Origin of the sequence: Bacillus sp. Bvel1, from assembly GCF_014872755.1 — a bacterium.
Classification (GTDB): Bacteria; Bacillota; Bacilli; order Bacillales; family Bacillaceae; genus Bacillus; species Bacillus velezensis.
The window spans coordinates 621,963-636,615 of the sequence record NZ_JAAOBZ010000007.1; the positions used below are offsets into that span (position 1 = coordinate 621,963).

The following is a 14,653-nucleotide window of genomic DNA, read 5'->3' on the forward strand; positions in this document are numbered from 1 at the left end:
CATTCCGGGCTGCTGTCAATCGGCAGTCTTTTTTACTTCTTGCGCCCTGGTTTCTTCTATATCATATGGAGGGAAGACGGAAAACGTTCCGGCGCCTTTTTCAAATCTGTATTGAATCGTTCCGCTGATATCGGTGCGAAGCACATTGACAGAGTACGCCTTCAAACGATCCAGCACTTCTTCGTGCGGATGATGGTATCGATTCTCTTTTCCTGCTGAAATCAGCGCTGCTTCCGGCTGAAGCTGTTTCAAAAAGGCTTCACCCGTTGAGCTTTTGCTGCCGTGATGACCCGCCTTCAATATATCAGCCTTCAGTTTCGGATACGTTTTCAGCACTTCTGTTTCGCCGTCCGATTCTAAATCTCCCGTCAAAAGCCAGCTCACTCCGCCTAAAACCGTCCAAAGCACCAGTGACGAATCATTTTTACTCTTTCCGTCAGACGACTCCGGAGACAGCACCTGAAACTGAAGATCACCGGCTGTAATGGTGTCGCCCCGCTTTGCTTCGGCAACGGGAATGTTGTTTTCTTTCGCCATATTTAATATGTTCTGATCCTTCGGTTCTTTTACGAATCCCACGGGGACAATTAACCGTTTGACTCTATGATTTTTGATTAACACTCCGGCTTCCCCGATGTGATCCTGATCCGCATGGGTTAAAATCAGCGCATCCAGCTTTTTCACCCCTTTTCCGTTTAAAAACGGAATCAAAACCTTCTCGCCGATAGAATACGGGTGGCGTTTTTCTTTCCATGATTCTCCGGGATAAGCAATCACTCCCCCTGTATCAACCATTACGGTCCCTTTGCGGTGCGGCGCGCTTATAAACAGCGAGTCTCCCTGCCCGATATCAAGCATATCCGCTTCTCCCCATGGAATGAAATACGGACGGCATATTAAATAAGCCAAAACCGCGCAGAAAAAAAGAGCGGATTTCCTGAGTTTTAAAAAACCTCCCTTTTCTAAAGCCGCAAAAAGCGTAAAAACGGAAACCGCAAGCAGAAGAAGGGAAAGAAAGTCAGGCTTTAACACAATCACAGTAAATAAATCAACGGATGCCGCATATGTAATGAAATCATGCACAGGCTTCATCACAAGGTCAAACATATTAAACAAACATTCTCCCATCTGCCTTGAAAGTAAAAGAAGAAGGAAACCGATGACAGAAACCGGAATGACAAATAACGTATAAAATGGCACCATCACCATATTCATCGGAAAACTGGCAAGTGAAATTTGCTGAAAATGATAGAGAAGAAACGGAAGTGAGCTGAGCTCTGCAATGAATGAAGCCATCGCAAGCCCGGCAAGTCTGCTTTTCCCTGCTTTCTTTAAAATGGAGGATGACAGAATTAAAGAGGCGCTTACCGCAAAGGAAAGCTGGAAGCCCGCCTGCCAAAGGAGGTAAGGATTAAACAGCAGGAGCAGCAGATAAGACAGAGACAATGCAGCAGAGGAATGAATGCCGCGTTTAACAAGAGTTCCGGCGATATAAAATCCCAGCATGATGGATGCGCGCAATACGGATGGGGCGGCACCGCTCAGCAGCGTATAGACCGGCAAAAACAGCAGCAGCAACATCCCCGCCTTTTCTCTTGTCAGCCCGATTCTGATCAGAGCATAAAATAGTCCCGCCGTAATAAGACCGACATGCATTCCGGAAATCGCCATTAAATGAACGACTCCCAAATTTTGATATGCACTCAGTATATCGTCTTCTATAGAAAATCTTTCACCTAAGGTCAGCGCTTCAACAATTCCGGCGGAAGATTCAGGCACGTGATTCCGAATGATCGAAATCAAATTTTTTCTGATGCTCAGCAGTTTAAACAGCGGCTGTTTGGATTTTTCACACTGCTGAATAGAAGTCACGGTAAATAACCAGTGAATCTGCTGAGAGTAAAGATATTCCTTATAATCAAAACCCCCGGGAATCGTCGCATGTGCAGGCTGTTCCAGAGAGCCTGTAAACGTGCAGCGCATCCCCGGTTCAAGCTGTTCAATGAGTCTCTTTTCCTCAAGAGACCGGATTTTGTACGAAGCCGCCCATTTTTCCTTGTCATGTGTACGGATAACGGCTGACATTTTCGCTCCGTCAACCTTCGGAATATTAGTGATGACGGCCTGTTCAGTATAACTGCCGGCCTGATACCGCGTTACATTCGCAGCGTCACAAACCGTATAAAGAAAGAAATAAACACAAAAAGAAACGAGGCAGACAACAACCGGAGCAGGCTGCTTTGTTTTTATCATAATAAAGAGAAGATACAGAAGAAAAAGGAGCAGAACCCAGAAGACATGAGCGGCGGCAATTCCCGCAGTTGCAGAAACCGCCGCCAGAGGCAGAAGAAGGTATTTATATTTCATTTATACGTAACTGGTAAACAGCTCATTGGCCTGTTCATGAATTTTTTTCAGTTCATCTGCCTTAACTCCCGCATCAGATAATTGCTGAATCAGACCTGCGACAAAAGACAATTTTTCGCGGTTTTTCAGATCGATGATCATTTCATCAAGTTCGACCTGCTCCACCTTGACTCCGGCTTGGCTGAACAGCTCTTTTGCATAAGGCTGTGTTTTGTAATCTTCGGCATAATAGACCGTTTTGATGCCTGCCTGGATAATTGATTTGCAGCATTGAATACAAGGATAATGTGTCACATAAATTTCGGCGCCCTCCGTCGGAACACCGAACTTAGAACATTGCAGAATCGCATTCATCTCTGCATGTATGGTCCTCTGGCAATGATTATCTATTAAAAGGCATCCTTCATCAGCGCAATGGACGCCGCCGGCGATTGAGCCGTTGTATCCGCCGGCAATCATCCGCTTATCTCTGACTACGGTTGCCCCGACTGACAGTCTCGGACATGTGCTTCTCAGCGCCAGCAAATGGCTTTGCGCCATAAAATATTGATTCCATGAGATTCGTTCCACAAGTGTTCCCTCCAAAAAGTCTTGTTGCTTTTCTAAGTTTACATAGATTTAAGCAGAACCGTCAATTCACTTTACCGTAATGGAAGTTTTTATCCGCTCAAATGACTTTTCTCCAAAGCCTGATACCTTCATCAAATCTTCAGCAGTCTGAAACCGTCCGTTTTCTTCTCGGTAGGCGATAATGGCTTCCGCTTTTTTCTGCCCCACCCCGGAAATCGCCTGAAGTTCGTCCAAAGATGCCGTATTGATATTGACAGCTGCATTTTCCTTTTCACCCGCTGCTGTTTTCGGATGATTCTCTTCTTCGCCTTCACTCGGAATATAAACAATCGTCCCGTCCTGCAGCTGCTCTGCTAAATTAACATTCAATTCATCCGCCTTTTTCTTCAGGCCGCCGGCTTTTTCAATGGCTTGCGTCACTCTGTCTCCCGCTTTCATTTCATACACGCCGGGATTTCGGACCGCTCCTTTCACATCAATCATAATCTTATCGTCTGCGGTGTCTTTTTTGTCCGCGACGGATGCGGAGGCTGTTTGACCGAGCACGGACTGCTGTTTGACCGGCTCTTCCTTTTCAGAACGAAACAGCCAAATACAGATAAAAACTGCCCCTGCCGCAAGACAAGCGCCCAGAATTTTCAGGTTCCGCCGCATCCGCTCCGTCATCATCGCTTTCGTCATATTGCATTGCCTCCCCGCATAAGGTTTAGAGGATTAAGGGAAAAAGGAGGGGAATTCATTGAAAATAGGCTTTATCGGCACCGGAAACATGGGAACGATCCTGATTGAATCGTTTATCGAGTCAAACGCTGCCGATCCCTCACATATCACCATCACAAACAGAACAATCGAAAAAGCATTAAAACTAAAAGAACGTTTCAGCGGCATCCACGTCACCGAGGATCAGGAAAAGCTCGTACAGGATAATGAAATCATATTCATTTGTGTAAAACCGCTGGATATATATCCTTTGCTGAAAAAACTCACACCGCATTTACGGAAAGATCACATTTTAATCTCCATTACCAGCCCCGTTCAGACGGATCAGATTGAACATACGGTTCCGTGTCAGACGGCCCGCGTCATTCCGAGCATTACGAACCGCGCCTTGGCCGGCGTCTCGCTTGTTACGTTCGGCAAAAGCTGCAGCGAGTCTGCAAAAGCGGATATTCAAACGCTGTTCACTCATATTTCAAAACCTGTGGAAATCAGCAGCGGCATTACAAGAGCGGCGTCAGACATTGTCAGCTGCGGGCCCGCTTTTATGAGTTATCTCGTTCAGCGCTTTATTGACGCGGCAGTGGAAGAAACGGACATCACCAAAGAAGAAGCCGTGATTATGTCGACAGAAATGCTTGTCGGTCTCGGAAAGCTTCTTGAAACGGGGCATTACACGCTTCCCGCCTTGCAGGAAAAAGTATGCGTAAAAGGCGGCGTCACCGGAGAAGGACTGAAGGCTCTCGAAAGCGGTGTTCAGGATATGTTCAATCGTGTCTTTCAGCGTACACATGACAAATACGATGAAGATATATCGTTAGTGAAGAAGCAATTTCACGTGTAACTGAGTATGCCATAAAGAGCTTTATCGCGCCAATCGCAAAAAATGCATTTTAAAAACCATCGTTCCGTTTAAACGATGGTTTTTGGTTTGCCTGCCGTAAAGAAAAGACGTTCAGACTCTGTTGAAGGAGGCCGGTCTGTAAAATCAGCCGTCACTTTCTTCAATTCAAATCCGGTCTCTGCAAGCATTTGTTTATATTCTTCAATGTAAAATGTTTTTTGCTCATGCGTCTCGTCATAGCGGTCATAAGATTGTCCGTTCCATACGAAAAAGGACATATCATGGATGACAGAAAGCTCTTCATCGCCGGCAAAGCTTTGCCAGATATAGCTGATCTGCTCATCCTGATCCGCATGGGTGCTGTCCGGAAAAAGCTCCGTCATTTTATACGGGGAATGGACGTCAAACAGAAGCAGGCCGCCCTCCTTCAAAACTTGAAAAACACTTTTGAAGGTGCTTAAGACATCATTTTTCGTTTTTAAGTAATTTAGGGAATCACAGCAGATGACTACGGCATCAAACTGTTCTTCAAAACCGGAAAGCTCTCTCATATCCTGCTGGAGAAAAAGAATCAGCTTTCCTGTTTTTTTCTGCTGGGCACAGCTCAGCATATCTTCACTCAAATCAATCCCCGTGACTTCGCAGCCCTTTTCAGCAAGCCTGATGGATATTTCTCCGGTTCCGCAGGCAAGATCAAGCACCCTTCCCTTTTCCGGAAGAGACGCTTCGATCCAGCCCGCCCATTCATCATACGGCGCATGGGACATTAACTCGTCATATACACCGGCGAAGCCTTGGTAAATCATGAGTTCAAGCCGAGTTCAAGCTCTGCGAGCGGCGCGTCGCCCCATAGCTTTTCAAGATTATAGTAGCTTCTTTCATCTTTATGGAAAACGTGGACAATGACGTCGCCGAGATCAACTAAAACCCAGCGGGCCTCATCAAACCCTTCCATCTTTTTGACATCAATGCCGTTTTCTTCTGCCTGATCTTTAATTTCACGCGCAATGGCCTGAACCTGTTTATCAGAATTCCCGTGGCAGATTAAAAAGTAATCCGCTACAAGTGAGATTCCTTCCATGTCCAGCGCTAAAATATCTTCTGCACGTTTATCGTCGCATGCTTTTGCCGCGATTTTTAATACGGAAGCTTGATTCATTTTCCATATTCCTCCTGTCATTTTTGAGACACCAGCCAGTTATAGGTTGCAAACGTCTCCGGAAAGACCGGCTGGTTTTTTTTCATCAGAAATATCATTGTATTTTTCATCGCTTGTATGAGCGCTTCGTTCAGATCTGTTTCCGCCAGACGGCGCACCTCTTCCACTCCGGGAAAGTGGCGGCCGGGTTCAATGTAATCCGCAACGTAGATGACTTTGTCTAAAAGGGTCATTCCGGGACGCCCTGACGTGTGATAGCGGATTGCATCCAAGATCTCGGGATCAGTGATCTCCGCTTCTTTCTCAGCCAAATACGCTCCCACAGGGGCATGCCACAGCTCGGCATTGTAATCCAAGAGCTCAGCCGGCATTTTTTCCCGCACGATGATCTGCTTCATTTCTTCTTTCGGCCGGAATTTCGCATAATCATGAAAAATAGCCGCCATTTCCGCTTTTTTCGGATCTGCTCCGAACCGGCCTGCGAGAATAACCGCCGTATCTGTCACGCCGATTGTGTGGATGTAGCGATGCTCGGTCAGCTGTTCTTTGACGCAGGCAAGTGCTTCCTCACGATTCATATAAATCATTCTCCTCTATATACTGCCTCACTTTATCCGGCATTAAGTATTGCGTCGGCTTTTTTGCTTTGAGACGTTCTCTAAGCATCGTTGACGAAACGTCAAATTCCGGAACGTCGGCAAAAAGCAGCGGGTACGGGGTCTCGATATGATACCCCGGGCGCCGCACTCCGATAAATTGAATGAGCGTGAGCAGTTCGTCCAGTTTGTACCATTTCGGCAGATATTCAATCATATCCGCCCCGATAATAAAGAAAAGCTTGTCGTTCGAGTGCCGCTCCTTCAGTAAACGGACGGTATCATAGGTATAAGAAGGGCCTTTACGATCCATTTCCGCAAGCTCAAGCTTAAAGAAGGAATTAGAGCTGATGGCAAGCTTCAGCATCTCCACCCGGTGCCGGCTGTCTGTAAAGTCTTCATTCTGCTTATGCGGCGGGATTTTATTGGGCATAAACCAAATCTCATCGAGCTCCGCCTGATGAAGGACTTCATTAGCCATCAGAAGATGTCCGTTGTGCGGAGGGTCAAATGTGCCCCCGAATATTCCGATTTTCTTCATGTCAACCACCTTACGGAAGCTCGATTTGTTTATTTTCCTTTGATTCCTTATACAATACGATCGTATTTCCGATCGTCTGCACCAATTGTGAGCGGCTGCCTTTCACAAGCGCTTCTGCGACATCGTTTTTATCGTCTTCGCAGTTTTGAAGCACGCTGACTTTAATCAGCTCTCTTGCTTCTAAAGCCTCTGCAATCTGTTTCACCATGTTTTCGTTGACTCCGCCTTTTCCCACTTGAAAAATAGGCGTTAAATGATGCGCCTTTGAACGCAAAAACCGTTTTTGTTTTCCTGTTAACATTGTGTTCCTCCTAGTTTTCCTTCAACAATTGCTCTCATTAAGCCGCTGTCAGGCTCTTGTTCCGTCCACAGCTTGAAAGACAGTGCAGCCTGTTCCACAAACATGCCGACACCGTCAAGGGTTGTTAAACCTCTTTTTTCAGCTTCTTTTAAGAACGCCGTTTGAATCGGGTTGTATACGATATCACAAACGATGGCGCCCGTTTTGGCCCGTTCCAATGAGAGCGGCACGGCATCCGTTTTCGGATACATGCCGACAGATGTTGTATGAATAATGACGTCATATTGTTCAAGCTGATTTTCAGCTTCTTTTAAAGTAAGGGCGCGTTTCTGCTGAAAAGAGGGAGCAGCCGCAATCAGACTTTCCGCTTTTTCCGGCGTGCGGTTGCAAACGTCAAATTGTTTCGGCTCTCTGCGGACGATCGTCGTAAAAATCGCTCTTGCCGCCCCTCCCGCCCCAATCATGAGGATGGAGAGCTCTGATATCGGTTTGTCCAATACTTTGACTAAGGATTTATAAAACCCATCTCCGTCAGTATTATACCCGATGAGCCTGTCTCCCTCTCTTTTGACGGTATTTACGGCCCCGAGTACTTTCGCGCTTTCATGTATTTCATCCAGATGCTCCATGATCGCGACTTTATGCGGGACTGTGACGTTCACTCCGCAGATGCCAAGCGCCTTGATTCCGTTAACGGCGTCCTTGAGATGATGAGGTTCCACCTGAAACGCAAAATACTGCCCGTTGATGTTCTTATCTTGCAAAGCCGCGTTATGAATATCGGGTGACATTGAATGCCCGATCGGATTTCCGATTACTCCGTACAATTGTTTCATGCTCCCTCTCCCCTTCTCTCTATATTAATGAACGGCGGACAAATACGTGTACGCCTTTCGGAGCGTATGCCGTTATTTTTTTATCTGCTTGCTGCACCGTGACCCAGCCGAGTCCGGAAAAAACGATATCCGTCTTTCCTTCTTTAATCGTAAACGTGTGGGCCGTAAGCTCCGGAAATTCATCCAAATGATCTTTTCCGGGCGGGGTAAGCAGTTCTCCCGCATGCTTTTCGTATAAGGCATCAGCATTTTCAAGCTTTGTTCTGTGAATCATCAATTCATTCGGCATATAGCATACAAACGCCGTTTTATCGCCTGATACATAGTCAAACCGGGCAAGCCCGCCGAAATAAAGCGTTTGTTTTTCATTCAGCTGAAAAGTGCGCGGCTTCAGTTCTTTTTTCGGTGTCAGCACCTTTAAGTCACGCTTGTCCACGTAATGCGCCATCTGGTGATGGTTAATGATTCCCGGCGTATCATAAAGCGCAGATCCGTCATCAAGCGGGATTTCAATCGCATCAAGCGTCGTGCCCGGAAATTGAGAGGTGGTAATAATATTCTCTTCCCCTGAGACCTCTTTAATAATCCGGTTGATAAATGTGGATTTGCCGACATTGGTACAGCCCACCACATACACATCGCGCCCTTCGCGGTAATGTTCAATGGCGTCAATGACTTCCTTCATCCCTTGTCCGCGGGAAGCGCTGATTAAAAAGACATCAAGGGGTTTTAAGCCGTATTCTTTCGCTTCGCGTTTCATCCATTGGACGAGCCGTTCCCGCTTTACGGATTTCGGCAGGATATCGGCCTTATTACCGACAAGAATGATCGGATTACCGCCGACAAAGCGGTTCAGCCCGTTTATCCAGCTTCCGTTAAAATCAAAAATATCAACGACTTTGACAATTAGAGAGTCAGTATCGCCGATTGTGTGCAAGATATTTAAAAAGTCATCATCCGTTAATGAAACATCTTGAATTTCATTGTAATTTTTCAGTCTGAAGCAGCGCTGACAAATGACATTCTCCTTCGTGAGCGATGCCTTTGGCGCGTATCCGAGACCTTGTTTATCCTCGGTCTGGATCGTTACTCCGCAGCCGATGCAAACAACCTTTTCCATTCCTAATCCTCCCACTGAATATGGCCTTTACGTTTCAAAGAACTCAATATTCTCCGTTCAATCCGGCGGTTAAAGCGCGTCATGACTCCGTCAGAGGAAGCGACAGGCACGACGAGGATCGTATGATACCCGTTTCTGTTTCCGCCGAGAACATCAGTAAGCAGCTGATCGCCGATGACCACACAGTCTTCTTTTTTCAGCTCCATGCTGCTGACAGCTCTTTTAAAGGCGCGCCCCATCGGTTTTCTTGCCTTATAAATAAACGGTATGCCAAGCGGCTCCGAGAATAATTTCACTCTTCGTTCATTATTATTGGAGACGATCGTGACTTTAATGCCGTGCTCCTTCATTTCTTCAAACCACTCGATTAATCGAGGTGTCGCACTCGGTCTGTCCCACTCCACAAGCGTGTTGTCAAGGTCTGTAATAATCCCTTTCACATTGCGTTCCTTGAGCTTTTCCGGTGTGATATGAAATATATTTTTCACAAATTCGTCAGGTAAAAAAAACTTTTTTAACAAAACCCGCACCCTTCCTTTTCTTTCTATCATCTATATGTCGAAACCTGTCAGATTTAAAAACAAAGTCGGACTCGGTAAAAAAATTTCGACAAAAATTGGGTTTCTTCACCAGTTGTGGATAAAATTACACACATTATCCACTCTTATTACATCCGGATTTATCCAGATTATAAACAAGATACTAACAAGTTATCCACTTACGAGTGTGGATAACAGAACGATTGTTCTTATTTGTATTTCATGGTAGATTAAAGATAACCTCACCATGATTGAAACGCAACCTTCCATCATATGCTTGCGTCTGATGATTGATTACAATTGTAAGGAGGTGCCACTCCCATTAATTGGGTCCCCGGCATGAGAAAGCTTTCTGATGAATTACTAATAGAATCTTATTTCAAAGCCAATGAAATGAATTTGAGCCGTGAATTTATCGAGTTAATTGAAAACGAAATCAAAAGAAGATCGCTCGGACACATTATTTCCGTTTCTTCTTAAACAGAAAAAATTCCCGGGCGAATTTCCTTTTTTTACTCAGATGACTGATATTATATCACTTCGGTTATGCGCATTACTACCACTTTCAACAAAAAACACCCCTAAAATAGAGGTGTTTAAGAGGACGGCTGCTATATATTGAACCAATACAGACCGCCCAGAACGAGAATGACGACGAGCAGCACAACAAAAAATGCGTACCAGTACCCCGCATTCACCCGAGGAGGCGGGCATACAGGATATTGCGGAGGGAAACCGCGGTTCATAGCAATCGCCTCCAAAAGATGTTTTTTCTACAGCCTATGAAGCAGAAGCAAAACGGTTTAGGCAGCTGACGGCGTCAGCGTTCCAAAACCCGCCCATTTTTTATGCCTTCAATTAAGATTCTTGCGCCTTTTGGCGTCATATGATTTCCGGAGGGATCTATCAGTCCGGATTGGATCAGCGCCCGTTCTGTATCTTTGCCTCCGTCCGCGCGTATAAAGTGTTTCCAGTTATCCACCAGCGGCACTTTCAACTCAGCTGCAACCTGCCTCGTAACGCCGTTATAGGAATTATGCCATGTTCTCGCGCCGCCTTTTTCTTTAAAGGCTGAGGCTTTATATCTCGAATAGTAATAGAGATGATGCGTTCCGTTTCCTTCTATAACCGGGATGCACGTCATTAAAATCGGCTTTATGCCGTGATTTCTGCTTTCGTTTATGAAATAAGTCAGGTTTTCTTTAAACCGTTTCTTTGATACTCGCGGCTGATCTCCCGTCAAAATGCCCGCATCATTTGTTCCGAACATGATAAATAAATATTGGGGCTTACGCTCCAGCACGTCGCTTTGAAAGCGCAGGCGCGCATCCTCAGTCGTCTGGCCGCCTATTCCCGCATTTATAACCGTAAGACGGCCGCGTTCCGCTGTTTTTAAAATGTTTACCCACTGCTGCGCCTTCGGATAATCACGATAATCCCAGTTGGAACCGCGCGTATTGCTGTCGCCGAACGCGACAACACTTTTCTCTTTGCCCGCAGCGCATCCTGATAACAGACAGGTTATCGTAATAAAAAGAACAGCAAACTTCATTTTCTCTCCCCCCAAACCTTACCTCCTATGGTACACATCTCTTTGGCGGCTTTCAACGCGGCGCTCTCTTTACTGGATATGAAAAGGACCGGAATCCTGTCCGATCAAATCCGAAACCTTAACAAACGTGTAGCCCTGCTTTTTCAGCTGGGGAATGATTTCTTTCAAAGCCTCAACCGTCTGGCGCCGGTTTCCTCCGCCGTCATGCAGAAGAACGATATCTCCATCTCTGGCATGTGAAACAACGTGCCTGACGATTTTTCCTTTTCCGGGCCTTTTCCAGTCTCTCGGATCTTGGTTCCATGACCACATGATGATATGATAGCCCTCTTTTAAGAGGCTTTTGAAAGCCGTATGATTCAGCGACCCTCCCGGCGGGCGGAATAACTTGTCCCCTTCCGGCTGCAGCGATCTGATATGATGCGCGGAGCTGTGAAGCTCTTGTAAAATGTCTTTGCGTTTTAATCGGTGAAAATAAACATGGTTCATCGTATGGTTGCCGATTTCATGCCCTTCTTCAACGATGCGTTTTGCCGTTACGGGGTATTTGTCTATACGGCTCCCGATACAAAAAAAGGTTGCTTTAACATTGTGCTGTTTCAGCACGTCTAACACAGCCTCCGTATAGACAGGATGGGGGCCGTCATCGAAGGTTAAAGATAGCTTCTTTTTTTCAGACCTTATATCCCAGTACACGTTTCCCGTCTTCTCCATGTCACTTCTTTTTAAAGATTTCGCATCGGCGGACACGGCAGTGAGACTCGTGAGGACGCATATCATGATGATCAGATGAAAGCATCTCAACGTTTACACCTCCAGTAAACACTACTGTTAACGTGTCCCCTTTTGTATAAAATCATTCTCTGCATCAAATGATGCACATCACCCGCTTCCCGCCTGTTTTTGTCCTACCCGGTGCCAGCCGTTTCTCATCAAACGGCAAATGCTGATAAACAAGTACGCTTATCGGACAGCTTATTTTAATAGAAGGAGATAGATTTGTGCTGTATACTAATTGAAAAGAGGTGAACGTACAGATGATAAAAAAGGGATTCAGTCTTGCCGTCATCATTGCTGTCGTGATGATCGGCTTTATGCAAAAAGACGTCTGGCTCAGCATGATTCGCGCGGGCGGCATGTACGCCGTGCTTATGAGTATCCTTCTGGTCGCAGCTGACGTATTTTTTCCGATCGTTCCATTCGCCATTATCGCGGCCTTAAACGGAGCGGTTTTCGGGATTGTAAACGGAGTGTGGATTACATTGTCAGGCGCGATGCTCGGAACAATGGCATTGTTTTTTCTCGTCCGGTACGGATTCAGAGACTGGGCCAGAAAAAAACTGGTGGCTTACCCGGCCGCGGCTCAATATGAAGGTTCATTTCATCAGCACGCGTTTACGGCGGTGCTTTTCGGGCGGCTGATTCCGATTATACCGTCGCTTGCCATGAATACCGTCTGCGGGCTGAGTAATATACGATGGCCGATCTTTTTTTCTGCGTCGGTGCTCGGCAAAATTCCGAACATTGTGATCGTGACCGTCGCAGGCGCTTCATTTACAAGCAACAAACTGCTGTCTTTCGGGATTTACGGAATGTATATGCTCGTCTTAATGGCAGTCATTTATAAGAAGTTTCCCGGTCTTTTAAAAACAACAAAAAAATGAAGCGCGTACCGCCTCCTATTCCGGCGGTACGGCTCCTCTCATTCTGAGAACTTTTCCGTTTAATTCTAAATTGATGCAGCTTCGTTCCGCGTTCTCTTTGCTGCTCAGTAAAGGTGCACATAACCGATTTTTTGGCTGCGGTAAAAGTTGATGGCAGCTTCAAGCTGTCCGATCGGCTGCCCGTTATGAAGAAGCAGCTTAAAATTGTCGGGTGAGCATTAGATTTGGGATGACAGCCACCTGAGATACTCATCCTCACGAAATGAAACGGCCGTCTCTTTATGTTTCTTTAAATTGATCCGCTTGAAACACATCGGGAGTCCTCCTTTTTGAGGCCGCAAATAAGAACGAGCATAAAACGGCTGCCAACGCCAGCATAACAGCAGCCCCTGCGATGACGATGACGCGGACGGAAGAACTGACAGCCGCCGCTCCGAAAACCGCCGTTACCAATATAATGAAGACGGCTTCGACTAATGAATAAAAGCTCCCCACTCTCCCCATGATGTCCACCGGAACATTCTTTTGATAAAACGTCAGAAAGCCTGTATTGGCAAACGCCAGAAAAAAAGCGAGAAGGAAAAATCCGAAAGCAGCCGTCCAAAAAACGTCAGAAAACGCATAAATCATATATCCGGCCGCTGTGAATAAAGAGCCCATTCCCATCAATAAAGAAGCCGGCATTTTTTTATTAAAGATTACATTGACAAGCGCCCCCGCAATAATGCCTGCCCCTGAGACACTGACGAGAAAACCGTAATCGGCATCAGTCAGCTGAAGAACTTCTTTTGAAAAAGCGGCTTCAAGCGAATCAAGCGCGGATAGCATAACGGTCATGACCAGACTGAATAAAAAATAAATGATCATGACATTTCGCGCCGTTCGGCTGAAGCGATAGACGAGCTTCCAATCTTCTTTGTACACTGCCAAAGAAAGCTTCCGTGCGGGAGAATGTACGTGGGGCTCATTTTCAAGGCTCGGCAGCATCATCGTGATGAAACCGGACAGCACTAAAGCCGCCGCATTCACCCAAATCGCAAAAATCGGCGTGCCGGCGATAAAAAGCAGCCCGGCCGCAGCCGGCCCGAGGAGAAAAGCCCCTGATTCCGACAAAGCCCTTAGTGAATTGAATCGTTTTCTCCTTTCAGCCGGAATAAGCATCGTCACATACGCCATGGAACACGGACGAAACATCGCATTGGCCATTTGAATCAAAAACACGATACAATAAATGGAAAACAAAGACCTTACAGTAAACATCAGCGGCAGAACGGCAATGAATGCAGCCCGGATGAAATCAAGCGACATCATCATATTCCGTTTGTTACACCTGTCGATGATGCTGCCCGCCCACCCATTTGTCATCAAAACAGCCGCAGGCCTGATTAAATAAAGGATGGAAACCGCAAAAGCAGACCCCGTTTCTTTTAAAACAATAAGATTAAGAGACAAAAAATAAATCCATTCACCAATATTTGCTATCCCGATTCCGGTTAACAGAAGCATCGGGTACCGCCAAGACTTCAGGTTTTTCATCTTATCCCTCCCTTAGAAATAAAAAACGCCCTCAAGACAATAAAGTCTTGAGGACGGGAAACAGCCCGCTATGCCACCTCAATTCGGTTTGGTGCCGGCCTCTTGCCGGGTACAAAGCTTACTCGGTAACAGGAGTATCCGCCGCATCATCCTCGTTTTTCATGATTCCGATGCGAAGCTAAGAGGTTTGTTTCAACACATCCATTCATACTCCTTCACAGCTCCCGGAGCTCTCTGTCATGAATGATATCTGTCTACTCGTCTCTTCAGCGCTTTTCGTTATATTCTTTTCACCCTTACTTTTTTTAACA

The 14,653-nt window shown here is 46.1% G+C and carries 18 protein-coding genes; 3 read left to right on the top strand and 15 right to left on the bottom strand.

Features of this window, described 5'->3' with window-relative positions; translation table 11 throughout:
- Nucleotides 1–15: 15 nt before the first annotated feature.
- The 3 genes from HAP68_RS12340 to HAP68_RS12350 form a co-directional block, all read right to left on the bottom strand.
- Entirely contained in the window at nt 16–2,367 is a 2,352-nt protein-coding gene (locus tag HAP68_RS12340) for a DNA internalization-related competence protein ComEC/Rec2 (RefSeq protein WP_024085624.1), read from the bottom strand.
- The gene (locus HAP68_RS12345) at nt 2,368–2,937 is read right to left on the bottom strand and encodes a ComE operon protein 2 (protein WP_003152868.1); all 570 of its coding nucleotides are present in this window, start codon (nt 2,935–2,937) and stop codon (nt 2,368–2,370) included.
- 66 nt (nt 2,938–3,003) lie between these two features.
- Complete coding sequence (locus tag HAP68_RS12350; RefSeq protein ID WP_041482377.1) at nt 3,004–3,618, bottom strand: helix-hairpin-helix domain-containing protein; 615 nt, start codon at nt 3,616–3,618, stop codon at nt 3,004–3,006.
- A gap of 58 nt (nt 3,619–3,676) precedes the next feature.
- Here HAP68_RS12350 and comER point away from each other — a divergent pair, with 58 nt between their 5' ends.
- On the top strand, nt 3,677–4,498 hold the full coding sequence (gene comER / locus HAP68_RS12355; RefSeq protein WP_014305449.1) for a late competence protein ComER: 822 nt from the start codon (nt 3,677–3,679) through the stop codon (nt 4,496–4,498).
- 68 nt (nt 4,499–4,566) lie between these two features.
- On the opposite strand, the gene HAP68_RS12360 is transcribed toward comER, so the two are convergent.
- Genes HAP68_RS12360 through HAP68_RS12395 form a run of 8 tightly spaced genes read right to left on the bottom strand, consistent with a single transcriptional unit; the run spans nt 4,567 to nt 9,572 of the window.
- Nucleotides 4,567–5,304, bottom strand: a complete 738-nt coding sequence (locus HAP68_RS12360; protein ID WP_024085626.1) for a class I SAM-dependent DNA methyltransferase — start codon at nt 5,302–5,304, stop codon at nt 4,567–4,569.
- A complete protein-coding gene (gene rsfS, locus HAP68_RS12365; protein WP_003152864.1) occupies nt 5,301–5,657 on the bottom strand; it encodes a ribosome silencing factor in 357 nt (118 codons plus the stop codon). Before rsfS ends, HAP68_RS12360 begins: the two co-directional genes overlap by 4 nt.
- A gap of 17 nt (nt 5,658–5,674) precedes the next feature.
- On the bottom strand, nt 5,675–6,235 hold the full coding sequence (gene yqeK, locus HAP68_RS12370) for a bis(5'-nucleosyl)-tetraphosphatase (symmetrical) YqeK (protein WP_024085627.1): 561 nt from the start codon (nt 6,233–6,235) through the stop codon (nt 5,675–5,677).
- Nucleotides 6,225–6,794 carry a nicotinate-nucleotide adenylyltransferase gene (locus HAP68_RS12375; RefSeq protein ID WP_014305453.1) on the bottom strand — a complete coding sequence of 190 codons (570 nt, stop codon included), beginning with the start codon at nt 6,792–6,794 and terminating at the stop codon, nt 6,225–6,227. Before HAP68_RS12375 ends, yqeK begins: the two co-directional genes overlap by 11 nt.
- Before the next feature lie 10 nt (nt 6,795–6,804).
- On the bottom strand, nt 6,805–7,095 hold the full coding sequence (gene yhbY / locus HAP68_RS12380; protein ID WP_003152858.1) for a ribosome assembly RNA-binding protein YhbY: 291 nt from the start codon (nt 7,093–7,095) through the stop codon (nt 6,805–6,807).
- On the bottom strand, nt 7,089–7,931 hold the full coding sequence (gene aroE / locus HAP68_RS12385) for a shikimate dehydrogenase (RefSeq protein WP_003152856.1): 843 nt from the start codon (nt 7,929–7,931) through the stop codon (nt 7,089–7,091). Before aroE ends, yhbY begins: the two co-directional genes overlap by 7 nt.
- Nucleotides 7,932–7,950: 19 nt before the next feature.
- On the bottom strand, nt 7,951–9,051 hold the full coding sequence (gene yqeH, locus HAP68_RS12390) for a ribosome biogenesis GTPase YqeH (RefSeq protein ID WP_014305454.1): 1,101 nt from the start codon (nt 9,049–9,051) through the stop codon (nt 7,951–7,953).
- A 2-nt stretch (nt 9,052–9,053) separates the two neighbouring features.
- On the bottom strand, nt 9,054–9,572 hold the full coding sequence (locus tag HAP68_RS12395; protein ID WP_003152852.1) for a YqeG family HAD IIIA-type phosphatase: 519 nt from the start codon (nt 9,570–9,572) through the stop codon (nt 9,054–9,056).
- 357 nt (nt 9,573–9,929) lie between these two features.
- Between HAP68_RS12395 and sda the strand changes: the two genes are divergently transcribed.
- Nucleotides 9,930–10,070 carry a sporulation histidine kinase inhibitor Sda gene (sda, locus tag HAP68_RS12400; protein ID WP_003152850.1) on the top strand — a complete coding sequence of 47 codons (141 nt, stop codon included), beginning with the start codon at nt 9,930–9,932 and terminating at the stop codon, nt 10,068–10,070.
- Between the two features lie 131 nt (nt 10,071–10,201).
- Here the strand turns inward: sda and HAP68_RS19645 are convergent, their stop codons facing one another.
- The 3 genes from HAP68_RS19645 to HAP68_RS12410 form a co-directional block, all read right to left on the bottom strand.
- Entirely contained in the window at nt 10,202–10,336 is a 135-nt protein-coding gene (locus HAP68_RS19645; RefSeq protein ID WP_003152848.1) for a hypothetical protein, read from the bottom strand.
- Between the two features lie 74 nt (nt 10,337–10,410).
- On the bottom strand, nt 10,411–11,142 hold the full coding sequence (locus HAP68_RS12405) for an SGNH/GDSL hydrolase family protein (protein WP_024085628.1): 732 nt from the start codon (nt 11,140–11,142) through the stop codon (nt 10,411–10,413).
- A gap of 69 nt (nt 11,143–11,211) precedes the next feature.
- Nucleotides 11,212–11,946 carry a polysaccharide deacetylase family protein gene (locus HAP68_RS12410; protein WP_003152843.1) on the bottom strand — a complete coding sequence of 245 codons (735 nt, stop codon included), beginning with the start codon at nt 11,944–11,946 and terminating at the stop codon, nt 11,212–11,214.
- A 233-nt stretch (nt 11,947–12,179) separates the two neighbouring features.
- Here HAP68_RS12410 and HAP68_RS12415 point away from each other — a divergent pair, with 233 nt between their 5' ends.
- Entirely contained in the window at nt 12,180–12,806 is a 627-nt protein-coding gene (locus HAP68_RS12415; protein ID WP_003152841.1) for a TVP38/TMEM64 family protein, read from the top strand.
- Between the two features lie 279 nt (nt 12,807–13,085).
- On the opposite strand, the gene HAP68_RS12420 is transcribed toward HAP68_RS12415, so the two are convergent.
- Nucleotides 13,086–14,342, bottom strand: a complete 1,257-nt coding sequence (locus tag HAP68_RS12420; RefSeq protein ID WP_024085630.1) for an MFS transporter — start codon at nt 14,340–14,342, stop codon at nt 13,086–13,088.
- Nucleotides 14,343–14,653 lie beyond the last annotated feature (311 nt).

What these genes read in the sequence shown, in the direction of transcription:
- yqeH (WP_014305454.1), bottom strand. Translation starts at nt 9,051, where the DNA reads ATGGAAAAGGTTGTTTGCATCGGCTGCGGAGTAACGATCCAGACCGAG.
- HAP68_RS12340 (WP_024085624.1), bottom strand. Translation starts at nt 2,367, where the DNA reads ATGAAATATAAATACCTTCTTCTGCCTCTGGCGGCGGTTTCTGCAACT.
- HAP68_RS12415 (WP_003152841.1), top strand. Translation starts at nt 12,180, where the DNA reads ATGATAAAAAAGGGATTCAGTCTTGCCGTCATCATTGCTGTCGTGATG.
- HAP68_RS19645 (WP_003152848.1), bottom strand. Translation starts at nt 10,336, where the DNA reads ATGAACCGCGGTTTCCCTCCGCAATATCCTGTATGCCCGCCTCCTCGG.
- aroE (WP_003152856.1), bottom strand. Translation starts at nt 7,931, where the DNA reads ATGAAACAATTGTACGGAGTAATCGGAAATCCGATCGGGCATTCAATG.
- HAP68_RS12420 (WP_024085630.1), bottom strand. Translation starts at nt 14,342, where the DNA reads ATGAAAAACCTGAAGTCTTGGCGGTACCCGATGCTTCTGTTAACCGGA.
- yqeK (WP_024085627.1), bottom strand. Translation starts at nt 6,235, where the DNA reads ATGAATCGTGAGGAAGCACTTGCCTGCGTCAAAGAACAGCTGACCGAG.
- sda (WP_003152850.1), top strand. Translation starts at nt 9,930, where the DNA reads ATGAGAAAGCTTTCTGATGAATTACTAATAGAATCTTATTTCAAAGCC.
- HAP68_RS12350 (WP_041482377.1), bottom strand. Translation starts at nt 3,618, where the DNA reads ATGACGAAAGCGATGATGACGGAGCGGATGCGGCGGAACCTGAAAATT.
- HAP68_RS12405 (WP_024085628.1), bottom strand. Translation starts at nt 11,142, where the DNA reads ATGAAGTTTGCTGTTCTTTTTATTACGATAACCTGTCTGTTATCAGGA.
- yhbY (WP_003152858.1), bottom strand. Translation starts at nt 7,095, where the DNA reads ATGTTAACAGGAAAACAAAAACGGTTTTTGCGTTCAAAGGCGCATCAT.
- HAP68_RS12360 (WP_024085626.1), bottom strand. Translation starts at nt 5,304, where the DNA reads ATGATTTACCAAGGCTTCGCCGGTGTATATGACGAGTTAATGTCCCAT.
- rsfS (WP_003152864.1), bottom strand. Translation starts at nt 5,657, where the DNA reads ATGAATCAAGCTTCCGTATTAAAAATCGCGGCAAAAGCATGCGACGAT.
- HAP68_RS12375 (WP_014305453.1), bottom strand. Translation starts at nt 6,794, where the DNA reads ATGAAGAAAATCGGAATATTCGGGGGCACATTTGACCCTCCGCACAAC.